A 15,424-nucleotide genomic window follows, 5' to 3' on the forward strand; every position below is an offset into this window, starting at 1 on the left:
CGGCTGTTTAACGGCTTTTGAATGTTTCCTTCGCAAGATGATGCTTTCGAAGGGGATTTTATGCGGATTGCGCCGCGCAACATTGGGGACTATTTGCCGGTCGGGCGTAGAACCGCCGTCGGCGTTGTATTGTCCACCTTCGCGCTGGTGCTGCTCATCGTCACCGCTCTCGTCCTTTCCGCCCTTAGCCAGGTCCGCGAAAAGGCCAATCTGCTCGACAATGCCCGTTCACGCGAAACGACGGCGGGCGCTCTCGTCACGTTCCGCGAGCAGCTCGGTGCGACGCTGAATGACTACGCCGCCTGGGATGATGCCGCCGTGCACGTCTATGCCCCGGATCGTTTTGATTGGGTGGCAAGCAATTATGGCGAGATGACGGTCAATAACGATCTTTTCGATACGGCCGTGATCATCGACGAGGATGACAAGGTCCGCATGGCCTATCAGAACGGCAGGCCCGTGGCATGGCAGCCTGACGCCTATTTTGCCGGCGGCCTTCGGGAAATGATCGAGCGGGTGCAGACCATGCGGCCCGGCATCACGTCGCAGGTCACGGGTTTCGTTAAAACCGGCGATGGCATTGCCGCTGCCGGCGTTGCACTCGTGCGGCTGAAGTCCGGAGCGCTGCCGCCGGTGGGTACAGAGCGGCGCTACCTGGTTCTTGCCCGTCACCTCAAGCAGGCGACAGTGGACAAGCTCGCCCGAAACTATGTTATCGAGGGTCTTGAGCTACGCTATGGCGAGGAGCCCGCTGCCAATCATATCGATATCGTCAACCCGATGGGGCAGGTGCTGGCGCATCTCGTCTGGCGTTCGCATTTGCCGGGAGATGTCAGCTTTCATGAGGCGCGGCCGGTGGTGTTCACCGCACTCGGCATTGCCGGCACGTTTTTCCTGGTGCTTCTCATCATCGGCTCTGCCACGCTCGATAGGCTAAAGGCCGATGAGGCGGCGGCACGGGAAGAAGCGCTGCGCGACCGGTTAAGCGGACTCGACAATCGCACCGGGCTCTTTGCCCAACTCAACCGCATGGTCGGCAAGGCCCGCCAGGACAAGTCCGATATCAAACTGCTTTATCTCGATCTCGACGGCTTCAAGGAAATCAATGATTCCTATGGCCATGCCGCCGGTGACCGGCTGATCAAGGGCGTGGCGGCGGCGCTCAGGGTGCTGGTGCCGGAAGGTGCCGTGCTGGCGCGGCTCGGCGGCGATGAATTCGCCATCGCCATTCAGGGCAACGATGTCTGGGCGGAAGGCCGCAAGCTTTGCCTTTCGCTTCTCGAACTCTTCACCGAGCCTTTCAGCATCGGCGAAAGGGTGGCGAGCATCGGTTGCAGCATCGGCACCTCCGTCTCCCGCGCCGGCGATATCAATGGCGAGGAACTGTTGCGCCGTGCCGACATGGCCATGTATCAGGCCAAGGAGAATGGACGCGGCCGTTACGTTTCCTACGAACTGAAGATGGATGCGTTGCGCGAGGAAAAGCTGCAGCTGGAAGCAGACTTGCGCTCCGCCATCCTAAACGACGAGATACAGGTGGTGTACCAGCCGGTCGTCAACGCCGCCACGCGCTGCATTACCGGCGTGGAGGCACTGGCCCGCTGGCAAAGGCCGGGTTACGGTTTCGTGCCGCCGGATATTTTTATCGCCGCCGCCGAAACCAGCGGCCTGATTGACCGGCTTGGCCTTCTGGTGCTGCACAAGGCCTGCGAGACTGCCCGGCAATGGCCGTCCATCAAGCTATCTGTGAATATTTCCCCCGTACAATTCCGCAATCCGGCGTTTTCCGGCCATGTGGCGGATATTCTCGATGTGACGCAGACGCCGTCCGAAAGGCTGCGGCTGGAGATGACGGAAGGGTATTTCATCCAGCATCCCGAGCGGGCGAGTGCGGCGATCGAAAAGCTGAAACAGCTCGGCCTGCACATCGCGCTCGACGATTTCGGTGCCGGCTTTGCCAGCGTCGGATATCTGCGCCGCTTCGGTTTCGACCGGATGAAGATCGACCGTTCGCTCATCATGGCGCTCGACAAGGGCGGCCGCTCGCTGGAAATGCTGCAGGCCACCGTGGCGCTGGCAAAGTCGCTCGATATTCCGGTGACGGCCGAAGGCGTGGAAACGGAAGAGCAGGCGGCCATCCTGCACCTGTGCGGCTGCGACGAATTGCAGGGCTACCTGTTCTCGAAACCGGTTGCGGCGGAAGAGATCACCGCCATGCTGGACGGGCAGGATGCGCCGCTCTTTGCGCTGCGGGCAGGGGCGTGAGGCTTATTATTTCCACCGCCTCTTGATCACCTGAGGGTGCGACCCATTTCTTCTCACCGCAGTGAAGAAGAAACACGCGGCACCCGCTCTATCCAAATGCAAATAGAGTCCGAGAGCCGCCCGGGCTTACCGCCCCAGATGCCGCTCGCCGCGCTTCTTTGCCAGTTCGATCTGCTGCTGCCGATCGCGGAAGCGCTGGCGGTCCTCTTCGCTGCGCTCATCATAACAGCTCGGGCAGGATACGCCTTCCTCGAATTTGGATGACAGGCGCACTTCCGGCGTGATCGGGTTGCGGCAGGCGTGGCAGAGCTGATGGTCGCCTTCGGCAAGGCCGTGGACAACGGAGACGCGCTCGTCAAAGACGAAGCAGGCGCCTTCCCACAGGCTCTCTTCTTCCGGCACCTCTTCCAGATATTTCAGGATACCGCCCTTGAGGTGATAGACCTCATCGAAACCCTGTTCCTTCATGAAGGCGGTTGCCTTTTCGCAACGGATGCCGCCCGTGCAATACATGGCGATCTTCGGCTTGTTGTGCAGACCGAGGTTATTTTTCACCCAGTCGGGAAACTCGCGGAAGGTCTTCGTCTTCGGATCGACCGCACCCTTGAAGACGCCGATGGCGGTCTCGTAATCGTTGCGGGTATCGATGACGATCGTATCCGGGTCGGAGATCAGCTCGTTCCAGTCGCGCGCTTCGACATAGGTGCCGACGATCCGGTTCGGATCGATATCCGGCACGCCCATGGTCACGATTTCTTTCTTGAGCTTCACCTTCAGCCGCACGAAAGGCATGTGCGAAGCGCGGCTTTCCTTGTGTTCCAGCGCGGCGAATTCCGGCTGGGCGCGCAGGAAAGAGAGCACGGCGTGAACGCCTGCGTCAGGCCCGGCAATGGTGCCGTTGATGCCTTCGGCGGCAAGTAGCAGCGTGCCCTTGACGCCGTTTTTCTGGCAGAGCTCGAACAGCTGCTCGCGCAGGCTCTCGAACCGCGGCAGGCGGGCGAAATGGTAAAGCGCAGCCACAAGGAAATCACCAGAGACTTCCGGGCGGGGGAGAATGGTCGTGTCGGTCATGGGCGCTGAAATACAGCGACGGCGGTCGCAAAGCAATATTTATCAGCGGGGAGCGGTATTTTGGAAATCGTCAAATATCCGAGAGAGAAGGGCGAATGGCGGGCGGTCCGTGCCTCAAATCCGGGAGGGGCGAGAGGGCAACACCTCGCTTGCGTCATCCTTGGGCTTGTCCCAAGGATCTAATCACGTCGCGCAAGATCGTAACGTTGCAGATCCTCGGGACAAGCCCGAGGATGACGTCGAGTGCGGCGGTATTTCCCTCCACCGTCTTCGGCCTACTTCGCCGCCTGCCGCCACAGCTGCCCGACGATGCGGCTTTCGGTGCCGGCGGATTCGGAAAATACCTCGTCGGCCAGTTCAAGGGCTTCGGCACGCAGCGCCTGCTGCCGTTCGATGATGGCGTCGAGAAGCAGGGCCAGTCGCTCGCCATTGCCGAAACGATCCGGTTCCCGATCGGCGACGGCGGCGAGGATGGAGAGATCATGCTCATGGCCGAGAATATCAACCAGCCGCTTGGTGTCGGCGCGTTTGGCGCGCATCGCGGAGGGCCAGAGGCGGCGCATGAGGCCAAGATGCATCCAGTAGGTCTGGCCGGCCTTGCGCAAATCGTGGAAATGTTCGACGTCCGCCTGTTCGCGACAGGAAGAGAGTGCCTGGCGTGCTTTGACCCTCTGTTTCGCCCAGCCGGTTCTCACCAGCTTTGAGGTCTTCTTCAGGTCATCCGGCAGGGAGAGGGCCTCCAGCCTTTCGCGTCCCGTCTTGCAGCCCACGATGGCCGCGGCTATCGCCTCATCAAGACCGGCTTCGTGGTCAAGGGCTTCGTCGCGGCGCTCACGCAACATGACGGTGATCGACCGCAATGCCTCGCCCTGCGTATCGGAAAGCGCAAAGGCTTCGAGATATTCCGCGGTTTCCACGAGCGCCGTCGCATCGCGCGCAAAGGCGAGCGAGCGGGCGATATCGCGGAGGCGGATATTTTCCTCGCGGGCGAAATCGGACGCCACCTTGCGGACCAGACGGTAGAGCGCCCGCAGCCGCTTGAGGCGCTTGCGGGCCTCGTGCACTGCCTCATGCGATCCAGACGGCTGGTCGCGAAGGATGGTAATCGTATCGTCGATCAACTCCAGCCCGGCCCGGCGAATTTCATCGCCGAAAGGCTTTTTCGGATCAATTCTGAAGGGCATCCGACAGGTCTCCATCCGGACAGTCCATGGCGAGCCACTGGTTGGAGAAGCGTTTGTCCCCCGTGACTTCCCTGCCCAGCCAGGATGGCAGATCGGGATTGGCATTCTCGTCATTCATTTCGACTTCGGCCACGACCAGCCCGCGATATTTTCCCTCGAAAACATCGACTTCCCAGGTGAAGCCGCCATGGTCCACCGTGTGGCGGGTCTTCTCGATCACCACGCCCGGCGCGCTTGCCATCAGCTCTTCGGCGTCTTCGAGGGGGATGGAATATTCATATTCATCGCGGACAAGCGCGCTTGCGCCGATCTTGATGGTCAGGGTTGCTTCACGGCGGTCGATGATCCTCACGCGGACTGAACGGTTTTCCATCGAAGCGACATATGCCTGCCGAAAAGCCATGCTATGCGTCACCTCATTGCGCCATTCACCATCTGCTACAAGAAACTTCCGTTCGATTTCCTTGGCCATGCTGTCTCCGCAAACTGGGGGGCCAGATTATCGCAAGTGGGCCGCATGACGAAGCGAATTGATTGAAGTATCTGGATAAAAATGGCCCTGCCATGCCTCGACATCAAAGCCGGGGCAGGCTAATCGATAAACGGGATTTCAATCGTTTCAATCGCGCAAGGAGGCTCGTCTTGGCCCAGGATTCCGAAAAACTTCTCTCCATCCTCAAATTGCAGCCGGTCGTGCCGGTGCTGATCGTGGATGATGCCGCTTCCGCCGTGCATTTGGCGCGCGCTTTGGTCGCAGGCGGCCTGAAGGCAATCGAGATCACCATGCGCACGCCAGCAGCACTCGACGCCATCCGTGCAGTTGCCGCGGAAGTGGAAGGTGCCCATGTGGGTGCCGGCACCATTCTCAATGCGAAGGATTTCGAAGCGGCCGCTGAAGCAGGCTCCACCTTCATCGTCAGCCCCGGCATCAATAAGAGCGTGCTGGAAGCCGCGCGTGGCTCCAAGGTGCCGCTGCTTCCGGGCGCTGCCACCGCCAGCGAAGTCATGGCGCTGCGCGACGAGGGCTATAAGGTGCTGAAGTTCTTCCCGGCCGAACAGGCTGGCGGCGCACCTTACCTCAAGGCGCTGTCTTCGCCGCTCGCCGGCACGGTCTTCTGCCCGACCGGCAGCGTGTCCTTAAAGAATGCCAACGACTATCTGTCGCTGCCGAATGTGGTCTGCGTCGGCGGTTCCTGGGTTGCTCCACGCGAACTGGTGGCAACCGGCGACTGGGCGGGCATCACCAAGCTTGCCGCCGAAGCGGCTGCGCTGCGCGGCTGATTTGTCTCCTGTCAAACCCGTTCACGAAGGCGTGAGCGGGTTTGACATTTGTATTCGGCCCACGGCTTCCTATCTCCCCCTGTAGATTTGACCTCTACAGGAGATTTTGATGTTCGACGCCAAGAAGCTTCTTGAACAATTCCTCGGCTCCCAGGTGCCGGGCCTTTCGGGAAGCGTCCGTGACAGAGCCGGGCAGGCCGCCGATATCGCCAAGAACAATCCCCTCAAGGCCGGCGCGCTCGCCGCCGCCATTCTCGGCACCAAAACCGGCCGCAAGCTTGCCGGCAATGTCGCCACCATTGGCGGCGTGGCCGCCATCGCCGGCCTTGGTTATCTCGCTTACAAGAATTACAAGTCCGGACAGGCTCCGGACGTTGCGCCGAAGCCCGAACCGGAGCTTCTTGCACCGCCGGCCGATTCCGCCTTCCACCCGCAATCGCCAGCTCTTTCCAATGATTTCGCGCTGAAACTCATCCAGGCGATGATCGCCGCCGCCAAGGCCGACGGTCATATCGATGACAAGGAACGCGCCAACATCATGGATAAGGTGCAGGTCTCCGGCCTCGATGATGAAGCCGAGCGGTTCCTTGAAAAGGAACTGGCCGATCCGCTCGACATCGACGCGCTGGTGGCCGCTGCCCGGACGGAAGAGCAGAAGGTGGAGCTTTACACCGCCTCACGGCTCGCCATCGAGGCGGATACGCGTGCGGAGCGGGGGTATCTCGATCTCCTTGCCGGGCGGCTTGGGTTGCCGGATGCGCTGGTGGATCACATCGAGGCGACGGTGGTGGCGGCGAAGGTTTGAGGTTGGCGTTATTTGGCTTGGGCATGAAGGTTTGGGCGTGTGGCTCACCCCCCCTCTGCCCTGCCGGGCATCTCCCCCACAGGTGGGGAGATCGGCAAGACGCTCTTTCGCCACTTCTTTCTTGAATGTTGAGATAGGCGGGACGTCGCCTCGAGCCGATCTCCCCCCTTGTGGGGGAGATGCCCGGCAGGGCAGAGGGGGGTGAACCACGCCCGCCAAGACCGCCGCTCCACTCCACACTCCCCCCACATCCACTGTTGTCATCCCGCCCCGCTTGCCCTAATCCTTCTCCCAGAAAAATGGGGAAGAGAATGCGCGATCTGAGTGATTTCAAGGGATGTCCGGCACCGCAGCCGGTGGTGCTGAAGGGTCGTTATGTGACCGCTGAACCGTTCGGTCGCCAAAAACACCTCACAAGGCTCTGGGACGCCCTTGGCGGCGAGGGCGTGAATGCGCTGCTCAGATACTTCCCGCAAAGCGCCTTTCCCGATGCCGATGCCTTTGGTGACTGGCTTGTCGGCTCGGGCGAAAAACTCAACTGGATCACGCTGATCTTCGTTGAAAACGCCACCGGCGACGTTGTCGGCATGGCGAGCTACATGCGGCCTGATCCAGCCAATGGTGTGGTCGAGGTCGGCTCCGTCGCCCATGGTGCAAAGATGAAGCGCTCGCCGCTTGCCACCGAGGCGCATTACCTGATGGCGAAACATGTGTTTGAGGATCTGGGGTATCGCCGTTACGAGTGGAAATGCCACAACGAAAACGAGCCCTCCAAGACCACCGCGAAACGGTATGGTTTCACCTTCGAAGGCGTTTTCCGCCAGCACATGGTCGCGAAGGGCCAGAACCGCGATACAGCATGGTTTTCGATGATCGATAGCGAATGGCCGCTGATCGGCAGGGCCTTCGAAGCCTGGCTTTCGCCTGACAATTTCGAGGCCGATGGCAACCAGAAGCGCAAGCTTGAGGATATTCGCGCGGAGCTTGCCAATGCCTGATACGCCGACATCTGAGAAAAAGGACAGGTCGCCGGCCATCGCCGCCGCCCTTATCATCGTCGGTTTCGGGATCGTGTTCTTCGTCATGCCGAAGATCATGCTCTGGCTGGGCGACTATTCGCCCTGGCTCGCCGCCGCCTTCGGCGCGGTTGCGGTCCTGTGTTTCTTCCTGCTGTTCTGGCTGCGCGCCCGCTACCAGCGCCGCCGCGATCATCAGAACTGAAGCGACGCGCCGAGCAGCAATAATCCCATGATCAGCACGAACAGCGCGCCGGCGATTTCGATCGCGTGGCTGATGCCGGCCGCCTTGCGGCTGCCGGGGCCAGCGAAGCGCACGGCGAGGCCCTTGGCCGAGACGGCCATGATGGCGAGGGCCGATACCGTGATGGCGGTGCCGAGCGACATGGCGAGCACGGAAAGCACGCCGCCGAGATAAAGACCGTTCAGAAGCGCAAAGCTCATGACGATGATCGCACCCGAGCAGGGCCGGAGCCCCACGGCGATGATGGCCGACCACGCCTCGTGCAGGCTGAAATTCTTGCTCTTCAACAGCATCGGATCGGGCGCATGAGATTTACCGCAGGCGTTGCAGAGATCGCCCGTGCCGTTGTGGTCGTGATCTGCAAAGACCGGCTTGCCCTGAAACCGCAGCCCCGTGCCCATGCCGGTGGTTCTGGCCGCAGGTGACTCGCCCGCTGTGACGAAAACGGGAACCGGTTCGCGCCGGATACGCAGCGACCAGAGCTTGCGCACGAGCAGCCAGGCCCCGAACAGTGCCACCATGGCAAAGCTGGCGATCTCCATCGCCTGCGTTGCCTTGGTCATGGTGATGGAGGTGCCGCGCAGCACCAGCCAGGCAGCACCAACGAGGCCGATGGCCATCAAGCCCTGAATGAGCGCCGAGACGAAAGAAATGAGAATGCCGCGTTTCAGCTGGGTTTCATTGGCGATCATGTAGGACGAAATGACCGCCTTGCCGTGGCCGGGGCCGGCGGCATGGAAAACGCCATAAGCAAAGGAAAGGCCGATCAGCGAGCCGAGCGCCCAGCCATCCTCGCGCATTGCCTTCAGTGCGCCGGTCAGCGCCCGGTAAAACATCTGCTGGTGCACGTTGATCCATTGCATCAGCGGCGCAAACGGCCCGCCGACGGAAAAGGAAGGCTCGGCCGAGCCGATGCCGAGCGGCGATTGCGCATGGGCAGCGCTCGCCACGGCAAGGAGGCCGATGGCGACGGCGGCAAGGCCTGCCCTGCGGCTCAGCATGATATCTCCAGCCGGGTGGCGAAGAGCTTGGTCATGTCGGTGCCCGTCGGGTCGTTGAAGAAGGCGTCGGTGAGCGAACTCTGGTTCTGCGAGATTACTTCGTCGGGGTCAGGGCGAACGATATGATGCTTGCAGGCATTCAAATCCTTGCCCTGTGTGGCGATATCGCTGTCCTTGGCGAAGTCGATCGCCGTATACATGGTCGGATCCCAGGCGCCGAAACTGAGCTTGCCCTTGACGGCGAGCGGTTTCACCGGCTTCACCGAGAAGAACATCAGGATCTGCTGGTCCTTGTAGTCTACATGAATGGTGTCAGGCTTGGAAAATTCCACCGGTTTCCCGTTGTCGGTGATGAAGGTGTAATAGGAATATTCTGCAAGCGATTCCTTGACCGTATTGCCGATCTCGGCCAGCTCGTCCTTGTCCAGCTTCAGGTCGCTGTTCTTGTCGTAATCCATCACCACGCTTGCCGAAAACATCTCGTCGAAACGCCAGATGTTGCGCACTTCCTGGATGGTGCCATTCGGCCCCTCGACGATTTCCATGCGGGCTTCCGCGAAGATGTGCGGGTGCGCCGACGCCGCAACGGGAATGGAGGTCAGGCCAGCCGCAAGAAGCAATAGTCGTCTGTTCATTATACGGTCTGTCCTGACGTCGAATCTCGAAGGCCCGACTCTAGCAGAAATTGGGACCGAATTTCGACCTGATCCACCGCGGCTTTCAAAGCGACGTCAGAAGGTGCCCGTGAAACGGGAAGTGATGCTGGAACCGTCGTAAGCAAGGTCAGTATCGCGCTCGCCGTGCAGCAGGCGGTTGAATTCCAGTTCCAGCTTGCTGTTCTTGCCGGTATCTAACGACAGCGTGGCCACCAACCTGCGCTCGCTGCTGTCGTAGTTGTAATAAATCCAGTCCTTATGGACCTGGTGAAGCGCAAGATCGAGCCCGACCTTTTCGGAGAGTTTACTTTTGACGACGAATTGCCAGCGGCGATGGAATTCGGCAATCGGGTCATCCGGATCGAAGAGCGTATAGTCCTGCGAATAGCCGATACCGAAGGCGAGGCGCTCGGAGGCCTTCATCTCGGCTTCGGCGCGCAAATAGGGCCGGGTGCGTTTCACCTTGTCGCTGATCTCGTCGCCGGAAATGGTGGTGAGACCCGCTTCGGCCAGAACCGCAAAACGTTCGGAGAACTTGTAGCCATAGGCGAGCGAACCGCGCAGCGTATTGGCCTGGAAGCGCTCGTATTTTTCCTGCTGCCCTTCCGGCACAAGAATGCGGTCATAGGCAACGGTCAGCCCCGCCTCGCCGCCGGCAAGCGGGCGCGCGTGTTCGGCCTTCAGGGATAAAAGCGCCTCGTTGGCCTCCAGTCGGGTGGGCATGAAATAGGCCGGGCGGAACCTTGCCTTGCCCTTCATCAGGCTGGCAAAACTTGCCGTCAGCGTGTTCTTGCCGCCGAGAGCGAGGATGCCGAGCTGAGAAGAGGCTTCCAGTTTGTGATCGAGCCGCCGGTACCCGATGTCTTCTTCCGGCAGATGCAGGAAGATATCGCCGGCATCGCTACGGGTGCCGCGCAGCTCGATTGCCCATTCCAGCTTGTCAGAAAAGCGCTTCGTCAGCCCCAATGCGGCGATGGTGTTATGCTCATTGGCGAAGCTGTAGCGGGGGAGGCGGACCTCTTCATGCTCGAGGGAGTAACGCAGTTCCGCGCCGTCAAGAATGACCTTGCCGTTAAGCCCTAAGCCAGCGCGCAGCGAAATGGCGCTCAGCCTGTTGGTATCGGCGAAATAATTGCTGTCATAGGCGATCCCGGACTTGTAGGTGACATTATGCTCATCGGCGTTTTCACCTGCCCGCGCACCGGCGGCGCAGGCAAGCCCGAGAACAAGCGCGATATATCCCCCCAGCCGCATTCGCATCTCCGGTCTCTAATTAAGCAATATCTTATATTTGGATGGTTAATAAAGTCTCCTGCGCCATTTTACTGGTGTACCCAAAATCCAGGACGCCAATACCAAAATAATCGCGGGCAGGTCCTGTAAGAAGATCTGTAAAATTCTATTAAAATCACCAGTATTAAAGTTAACTGTTTATTGTAATATTAGCCTTTGCTTGAATTAGAATCCTCTAAATATACAGTTCAGTTACGCCACATGGCGTGATCAAACAATAAGAGGAGAGAGAAATGATTGCTAAGTTCGCTTGTGTAGCCGCTATTCTTACTGTCGCTTCCGTTGGTCAGGCCAATGCGGGCGGTCTTTTGGGTGGCATCCTGTCCGGCAACAGCAACAAGGGCGGCGCCCTTGTCGTGGTCTCGCCGAGCATCGATCTCGGTGTCAACGGCATCCTGTCCAATAACGGGATTCTGAATGGCAACAAGACCGGCATCCTGAACGGCGTGCTGAACGGCAACAAGACGTCAGTCGATGTCATCGACAACAAGAATGACGGCGGCAAGAAGCGTCGGCACTAAGGAATGAAGAAAGGGATGGCGAAACCATTGTCTTTCGCCATCCCGCTCTCACGGGACAGCTCGAAAATCATCAGGGATTTTCGACGCAGACGATGCGCAAAGCGCATAAAGTCGGAAATGGGCCTCGAGTTGCGTCCGTTTGACGCAAGGCGTTTCCGGCAAGAACAAACGGCGCATCGCATGACTGGAAGGGGGCCTGCGGCCCTCTTTTTTTGCCTGGGTTGCTTGCGTGAACACGTGCACAAGGATGCCGAATGTCCACTACCCATGATGGTTTTCTGGTGTGATCAGAGCTGCTTTTGAGTGGGTGCGAACGATCTGTCGATACCGGTGCGAATTCTTTTTATATTAGTTAAATATTGAAAATCCTAATAGGAATACGTTCCATCGCGACCTTTTTATCAAGGTCATTTACGCGATTTTAACCACGATGTTCTTCAATCTGGGGGTGCGCTAACCCCGTCAAGATGCTGCGCTTCTGGTCGCGAAATACTCGCAGCCCGCAGGTGACGGGATGTTACTTTCAAGGAGCTATCGCATGTTGAAACAATCTCTTCTCGCGCTCGGCCTGCTCGGCGGTCTCGCCACTGCTGCTGCTGCTGCCGACGCGGTCAGCGACATTCCGTCCGCGCCTGTCGTCAACGACGTCGCGCCCGCTTTTTCCTGGGATGGCGTTTATCTAGGCGCGTCTGCGGGTTACGGCTGGAACCGGGTCAAATCGACGACTTTCGGCGTCACCACGAAGCATGAATTTGACGGCGGCCGTTTTTCCGGTTTCGCAGGCTATAATGCCGAGGTTGCCCCCTCTGTCGTTCTCGGCGTCGAGGGTGATCTTGGTTACGCCTGGGGCGACAAGACCATCGTCACCAGCGAGGTTTCGGCAGGCCTGAACGGCTCTGCGCGCCTGCGCGCCGGTTATGCGATCGACCGCGCACTGATCTACACGGCCGCCGGTTATACCGCGACGGACAGCAAGGTTAAGGCACCGTTTGGTGAGGACAGCAAGGTATTGCACGGTTGGACCGTTGGTGCAGGCGTAGACTACGCGTTCACCAACAACCTGTTTGGACGTGTCGAATATCGTTACAACGACTTCGGCAAGGAAACCTACCATACCGGCCCGATCACCTCGACCGGTGATGTCAGCGAACACGTCGTCAAGGTTGGCCTTGGCGTGAAGTTCTGACCTATATTTCGTTTTCGACAGGGGGCGCCGCACCGTTGCGACGCCCCACCTACCTCATGCGGCGGCCCTGGCATCGATCCGGCGAACCTTGAAGCTATTCTGCCGGAAACGAAAACGCACATTGCCTTTCGCGCAGGCTTGAACAGCGCACCCTTTTGATGGGATGGTGGGTTCCAATCCACTCGCACCTGCCAGTCTCCAGTCGATTCCCATGCTACAGAAAAGCACTCCGCCGGGCGCTTTTGATCGTCAGGCCTATTTGATCGCGTTGCTGGTTTTCATCGCCGGCAGCACCAATGCCGCCATCGTGCCGTTTATCGGGTTCTATATCATTCAGGTGCTTGGCCACCCGCCGGCCACGCTCGGACTTTACAGTGTGACGGCGGCGCTTGCCTCCATCGTCGCCAGTCGCATCTATGGCGAGCGGGTGGATGCCGGCGTGCGGGTCAGGCCGTTGCTGCTGCTGTCCGTCGCAGGCGCCTTCGTGGCGGCGGCCGCTGCGAGTTTCGGGCATCTGGCGCTGCTGGTCGCGATAACGGCGACGGGCATGGGGCTTTCCAACGCGGCCACCACCCTTGTCTTCAGTTATGGCCGTTATCATGGCCGGATCTCAGCGCTCGACACCGTTGCTTATAATGCTTTCCTCAGGATGATGGTATCGCTGGCATGGATGCTGTTGCCGGCTGCCGCTTTTCTGATCGTCGATCTTGCCGGTGCAAAAGCCGTCTTCGTGAACGCGATGCTGATGGCGGCGACATGGGGGGCGCTTGCGTTTACAATCGTGCCCCGTGGCCAGACCTGCCCGATGGAGCGGCGGAATGAGGGCGCCGGCGAGGTGGGACGCAACCTGCCGCTGCTGATGGCGGCGGCGGCGAGTTTCTGCATGTCTTTCGCCCATGCGCTCTGCGCTTCGGCACTGCCGGTGTTTCTGGTGCGTGAAGTGGGGTTGCCGGACTATGCGCCGGGCCTGTCGCTCAGCGTCAAATGCGCCATGGAAGTCCTGCTTATTCTTCTTGCGCCGCGCATCATGCGCCGGATCAGTGCACGGCTGCTGCTGAGTGGCGCGGCGATAACGGCGATAATCGCCTTCAACATCATCGCTTCGGTCACGACCCTGCCCGCAATGCTGGTGGGGGCTGCGATGGAGGGGGCCTATTACGGCCTTTTCGCCGGCACCTGTCTCACCTTCGTGCAGGGCTTTGCCCGCGGACGCACGGCGCGGGCAACGGCGCTCTATATGAATTCGATTTTTCTCGCCGCGCTGTTTGCAGTGCCGCTGATGGGGTTCGTATCGCAATATGCCAGCTTCGGCACCTCTATTCGCCTTGCTTCAGTCGGGGCGGGTGCGGCGCTGCTGCTGTTGTTTCTCACGAGGCGGCAGGTGGCGGAATAGGGTGTTCCGGTGATAGCAGGGGAGGATTTCATATGGCCTTGCGGCCCGATCATCCCTCACGCAGAAATATCGATAATCCCGCAATCACCCGCTTCCGAAGCAAAGGCGAGCAGTTTGCCGGTGGCGCTCCAGTCCATGGATGTGATCGCACCCTTGCCGGGGCGGCGCAGCAGGGCTTCCTTGCCGTCGGCGAGGCGCACGCCGAGGATCATGCCGTCGATGAAGCCGATGGCGAGAACATCTTCCACGGGGTGGAAGGCGACATTGGTGGCCATGATGTTGGCGCGGCTGCCGAGTTCTTCCGGGGCCTTGCCCATCGGGCCGTCCTTGCCGGAGAAGGGCCAGACGATGGCGGCCGGTGCGCCCGATGAGGCGAGCCATTTGCCCTTTGCCGACCATGACACGGATTTGACCTTGGCGGGATAACCCGTCATGCGCATGTGGCGGGCTTCCATGCCGCCTTTGGTGGCTTCCATCTTCCAGCCATGCAGGGCGTTTTCCTGCATGGTGGTCACGAGGAACTTGCCATCGGGCGAGAAGGTGACGCCGGTATGCGCGCCTTTCCACTCCAGATCGACGGGGTCGCCTGCCGTCGCCACCCAATGCAGCGTCACGCCGTTATAACGGGCAACGGCAATGCGCAGGCCCTTCGGTGCAAAGGCGATCGCCTCAACCGTGCGTTCTTCCTTGAATTCCTTGACCGTGCCGTCCGACAGCCGGACAAAGCTGGATTTGCCGACGCCATAAGCAACCGCCTTCTGCGGGCCGCCGGCAACGACGCCTACCCATTTGCGCGGTACATTGGCGATCTCGCTGATGCTGCCATCATGGCCTATACGCAGCACACGCCCGTCTTCGCCGCCGGAAAGCAGCGTGGCGCTGTAGGGGTCACGAATGCAGGTCAAAAGCCCGTCATGCGCCTCAGTCACCTTCTCGCCGCCATCGAGCCGGTGAATGGTGCCGGCGGCGGTGGCAAACAGGGGAATGTCGCCGAGAAAATGGGTCGAGACCACGTGGCCTTCGATATCAAGCGGGGCAACAGTCGGCATGGGGCATCGGTCTTTCGTATCTGTGTCTGATTGGCGGGAGCGTCATTCCCGCTGGCTGGCATGGTTCTAGAGCATTTCCGGCAAAAGCGGAACCGCTTTTACGTTCGGACGATTCGCGAAATCAAGGAGATAGAATTCTTTGTGGTAGAGGAATCACCCCCGGCACAGCGGTTGAAAATCATTGATGTTCTGCGCTCCGGGCTCACCCCCCTCTGTCCTGCCGGGCATCTCCCCCTCAAGGGGGGAGATCGTTCCGTGGCTAGGTTTAGCGTCTCTCGTGCGTCGAGAATTAAGTGACGAGAGAGCGCCTTGCCGATCTCCCCCCTTGAGGGGGAGATGTCCGGCAGGACAGAGGGGGGTGAGCCGAGAGCACCGGAGCGTCAATGATTTTCAACTGCCGTGTACGGTGTCGAAGAACGTGCGTCGGGAACGCAGCCGTACCCCGGCTCAGGACCGGGG

General features: G+C 59.9%; 15 protein-coding genes. 8 read left to right on the forward strand and 7 right to left on the reverse strand.

From position 1 onward, the window contains the following. Window positions 1-21 precede the first annotated feature (21 nt). Window positions 22-2,265 (forward strand): putative bifunctional diguanylate cyclase/phosphodiesterase, encoded by a 2,244-nt coding sequence (locus tag ACFVTJ_RS21100; RefSeq protein ID WP_386910554.1) that lies wholly within the window; start codon window positions 22-24, stop codon window positions 2,263-2,265. Between the two features lie 126 nt (window positions 2,266-2,391). Here ACFVTJ_RS21100 and ACFVTJ_RS21105 read toward each other — a convergent pair whose 3' ends face one another. The 3 genes from ACFVTJ_RS21105 to ACFVTJ_RS21115 form a co-directional block, all read right to left on the reverse strand. Continuing rightward, window positions 2,392-3,336 (reverse strand): rhodanese-related sulfurtransferase, encoded by a 945-nt coding sequence (locus tag ACFVTJ_RS21105; protein ID WP_386910555.1) that lies wholly within the window; start codon window positions 3,334-3,336, stop codon window positions 2,392-2,394. 275 nt (window positions 3,337-3,611) lie between these two features. Beyond that, window positions 3,612-4,520 carry a CHAD domain-containing protein gene (locus tag ACFVTJ_RS21110; RefSeq protein WP_386910556.1) on the reverse strand — a complete coding sequence of 303 codons (909 nt, stop codon included), beginning with the start codon at window positions 4,518-4,520 and terminating at the stop codon, window positions 3,612-3,614. Beyond that, a complete protein-coding gene (locus tag ACFVTJ_RS21115; RefSeq protein ID WP_386910557.1) occupies window positions 4,504-4,992 on the reverse strand; it encodes a CYTH domain-containing protein in 489 nt (162 codons plus the stop codon). The genes ACFVTJ_RS21110 and ACFVTJ_RS21115 overlap by 17 nt, the downstream gene beginning before the upstream one ends. A 170-nt stretch (window positions 4,993-5,162) precedes the next feature. On the opposite strand from ACFVTJ_RS21115, the gene ACFVTJ_RS21120 reads away from it, so the two are divergent. From ACFVTJ_RS21120 to ACFVTJ_RS21135, 4 genes are all read left to right on the forward strand, one after another. Next, window positions 5,163-5,801 carry a 2-dehydro-3-deoxy-phosphogluconate aldolase gene (locus ACFVTJ_RS21120; RefSeq protein WP_386910558.1) on the forward strand — a complete coding sequence of 213 codons (639 nt, stop codon included), beginning with the start codon at window positions 5,163-5,165 and terminating at the stop codon, window positions 5,799-5,801. A gap of 109 nt (window positions 5,802-5,910) precedes the next feature. Next, window positions 5,911-6,606, forward strand: a complete 696-nt coding sequence (locus ACFVTJ_RS21125) for a tellurite resistance TerB family protein (protein ID WP_386910559.1) — start codon at window positions 5,911-5,913, stop codon at window positions 6,604-6,606. A 311-nt stretch (window positions 6,607-6,917) separates the two neighbouring features. Then, window positions 6,918-7,604 (forward strand): GNAT family N-acetyltransferase, encoded by a 687-nt coding sequence (locus ACFVTJ_RS21130; protein WP_386910560.1) that lies wholly within the window; start codon window positions 6,918-6,920, stop codon window positions 7,602-7,604. Next, a complete protein-coding gene (locus ACFVTJ_RS21135; RefSeq protein WP_063950490.1) occupies window positions 7,597-7,827 on the forward strand; it encodes a hypothetical protein in 231 nt (76 codons plus the stop codon). The genes ACFVTJ_RS21130 and ACFVTJ_RS21135 overlap by 8 nt, the downstream gene beginning before the upstream one ends. On the opposite strand, the gene ACFVTJ_RS21140 is transcribed toward ACFVTJ_RS21135, so the two are convergent. From ACFVTJ_RS21140 to ACFVTJ_RS21150, 3 genes are all read right to left on the reverse strand, one after another. Then, complete coding sequence (locus ACFVTJ_RS21140; RefSeq protein ID WP_386910561.1) at window positions 7,818-8,867, reverse strand: nickel/cobalt transporter; 1,050 nt, start codon at window positions 8,865-8,867, stop codon at window positions 7,818-7,820. The two genes, ACFVTJ_RS21135 and ACFVTJ_RS21140, sit on opposite strands and share 10 nt — an antisense overlap. After that, window positions 8,861-9,502, reverse strand: coding sequence for a DUF1007 family protein (locus tag ACFVTJ_RS21145; RefSeq protein WP_386910562.1), 642 nt, complete (start codon window positions 9,500-9,502; stop codon window positions 8,861-8,863). The genes ACFVTJ_RS21140 and ACFVTJ_RS21145 overlap by 7 nt, the downstream gene beginning before the upstream one ends. 96 nt (window positions 9,503-9,598) lie before the next feature. After that, window positions 9,599-10,777, reverse strand: coding sequence for a hypothetical protein (locus ACFVTJ_RS21150; protein WP_386910563.1), 1,179 nt, complete (start codon window positions 10,775-10,777; stop codon window positions 9,599-9,601). A 272-nt stretch (window positions 10,778-11,049) separates the two neighbouring features. Between ACFVTJ_RS21150 and ACFVTJ_RS21155 the strand changes: the two genes are divergently transcribed. From ACFVTJ_RS21155 to ACFVTJ_RS21165, 3 genes are all read left to right on the forward strand, one after another. Continuing rightward, window positions 11,050-11,337 carry a hypothetical protein gene (locus ACFVTJ_RS21155; RefSeq protein WP_078053196.1) on the forward strand — a complete coding sequence of 96 codons (288 nt, stop codon included), beginning with the start codon at window positions 11,050-11,052 and terminating at the stop codon, window positions 11,335-11,337. A 538-nt stretch (window positions 11,338-11,875) separates the two neighbouring features. Next, a complete protein-coding gene (locus ACFVTJ_RS21160; protein WP_386910564.1) occupies window positions 11,876-12,523 on the forward strand; it encodes an outer membrane protein in 648 nt (215 codons plus the stop codon). Window positions 12,524-12,734: 211 nt separating this feature from the next. After that, a complete protein-coding gene (locus ACFVTJ_RS21165) occupies window positions 12,735-13,916 on the forward strand; it encodes an MFS transporter (protein WP_386910565.1) in 1,182 nt (393 codons plus the stop codon). A gap of 56 nt (window positions 13,917-13,972) precedes the next feature. On the opposite strand, the gene ACFVTJ_RS21170 is transcribed toward ACFVTJ_RS21165, so the two are convergent. Then, entirely contained in the window at window positions 13,973-14,965 is a 993-nt protein-coding gene (locus ACFVTJ_RS21170) for a WD40 repeat domain-containing protein (RefSeq protein ID WP_080793901.1), read from the reverse strand. Between the last annotated feature and the right edge of the window lie 459 nt (window positions 14,966-15,424).

This window comes from Agrobacterium sp. NPDC058088, assembly GCF_042885035.1.
Taxonomy (GTDB): Bacteria; Pseudomonadota; Alphaproteobacteria; order Rhizobiales; family Rhizobiaceae; genus Agrobacterium.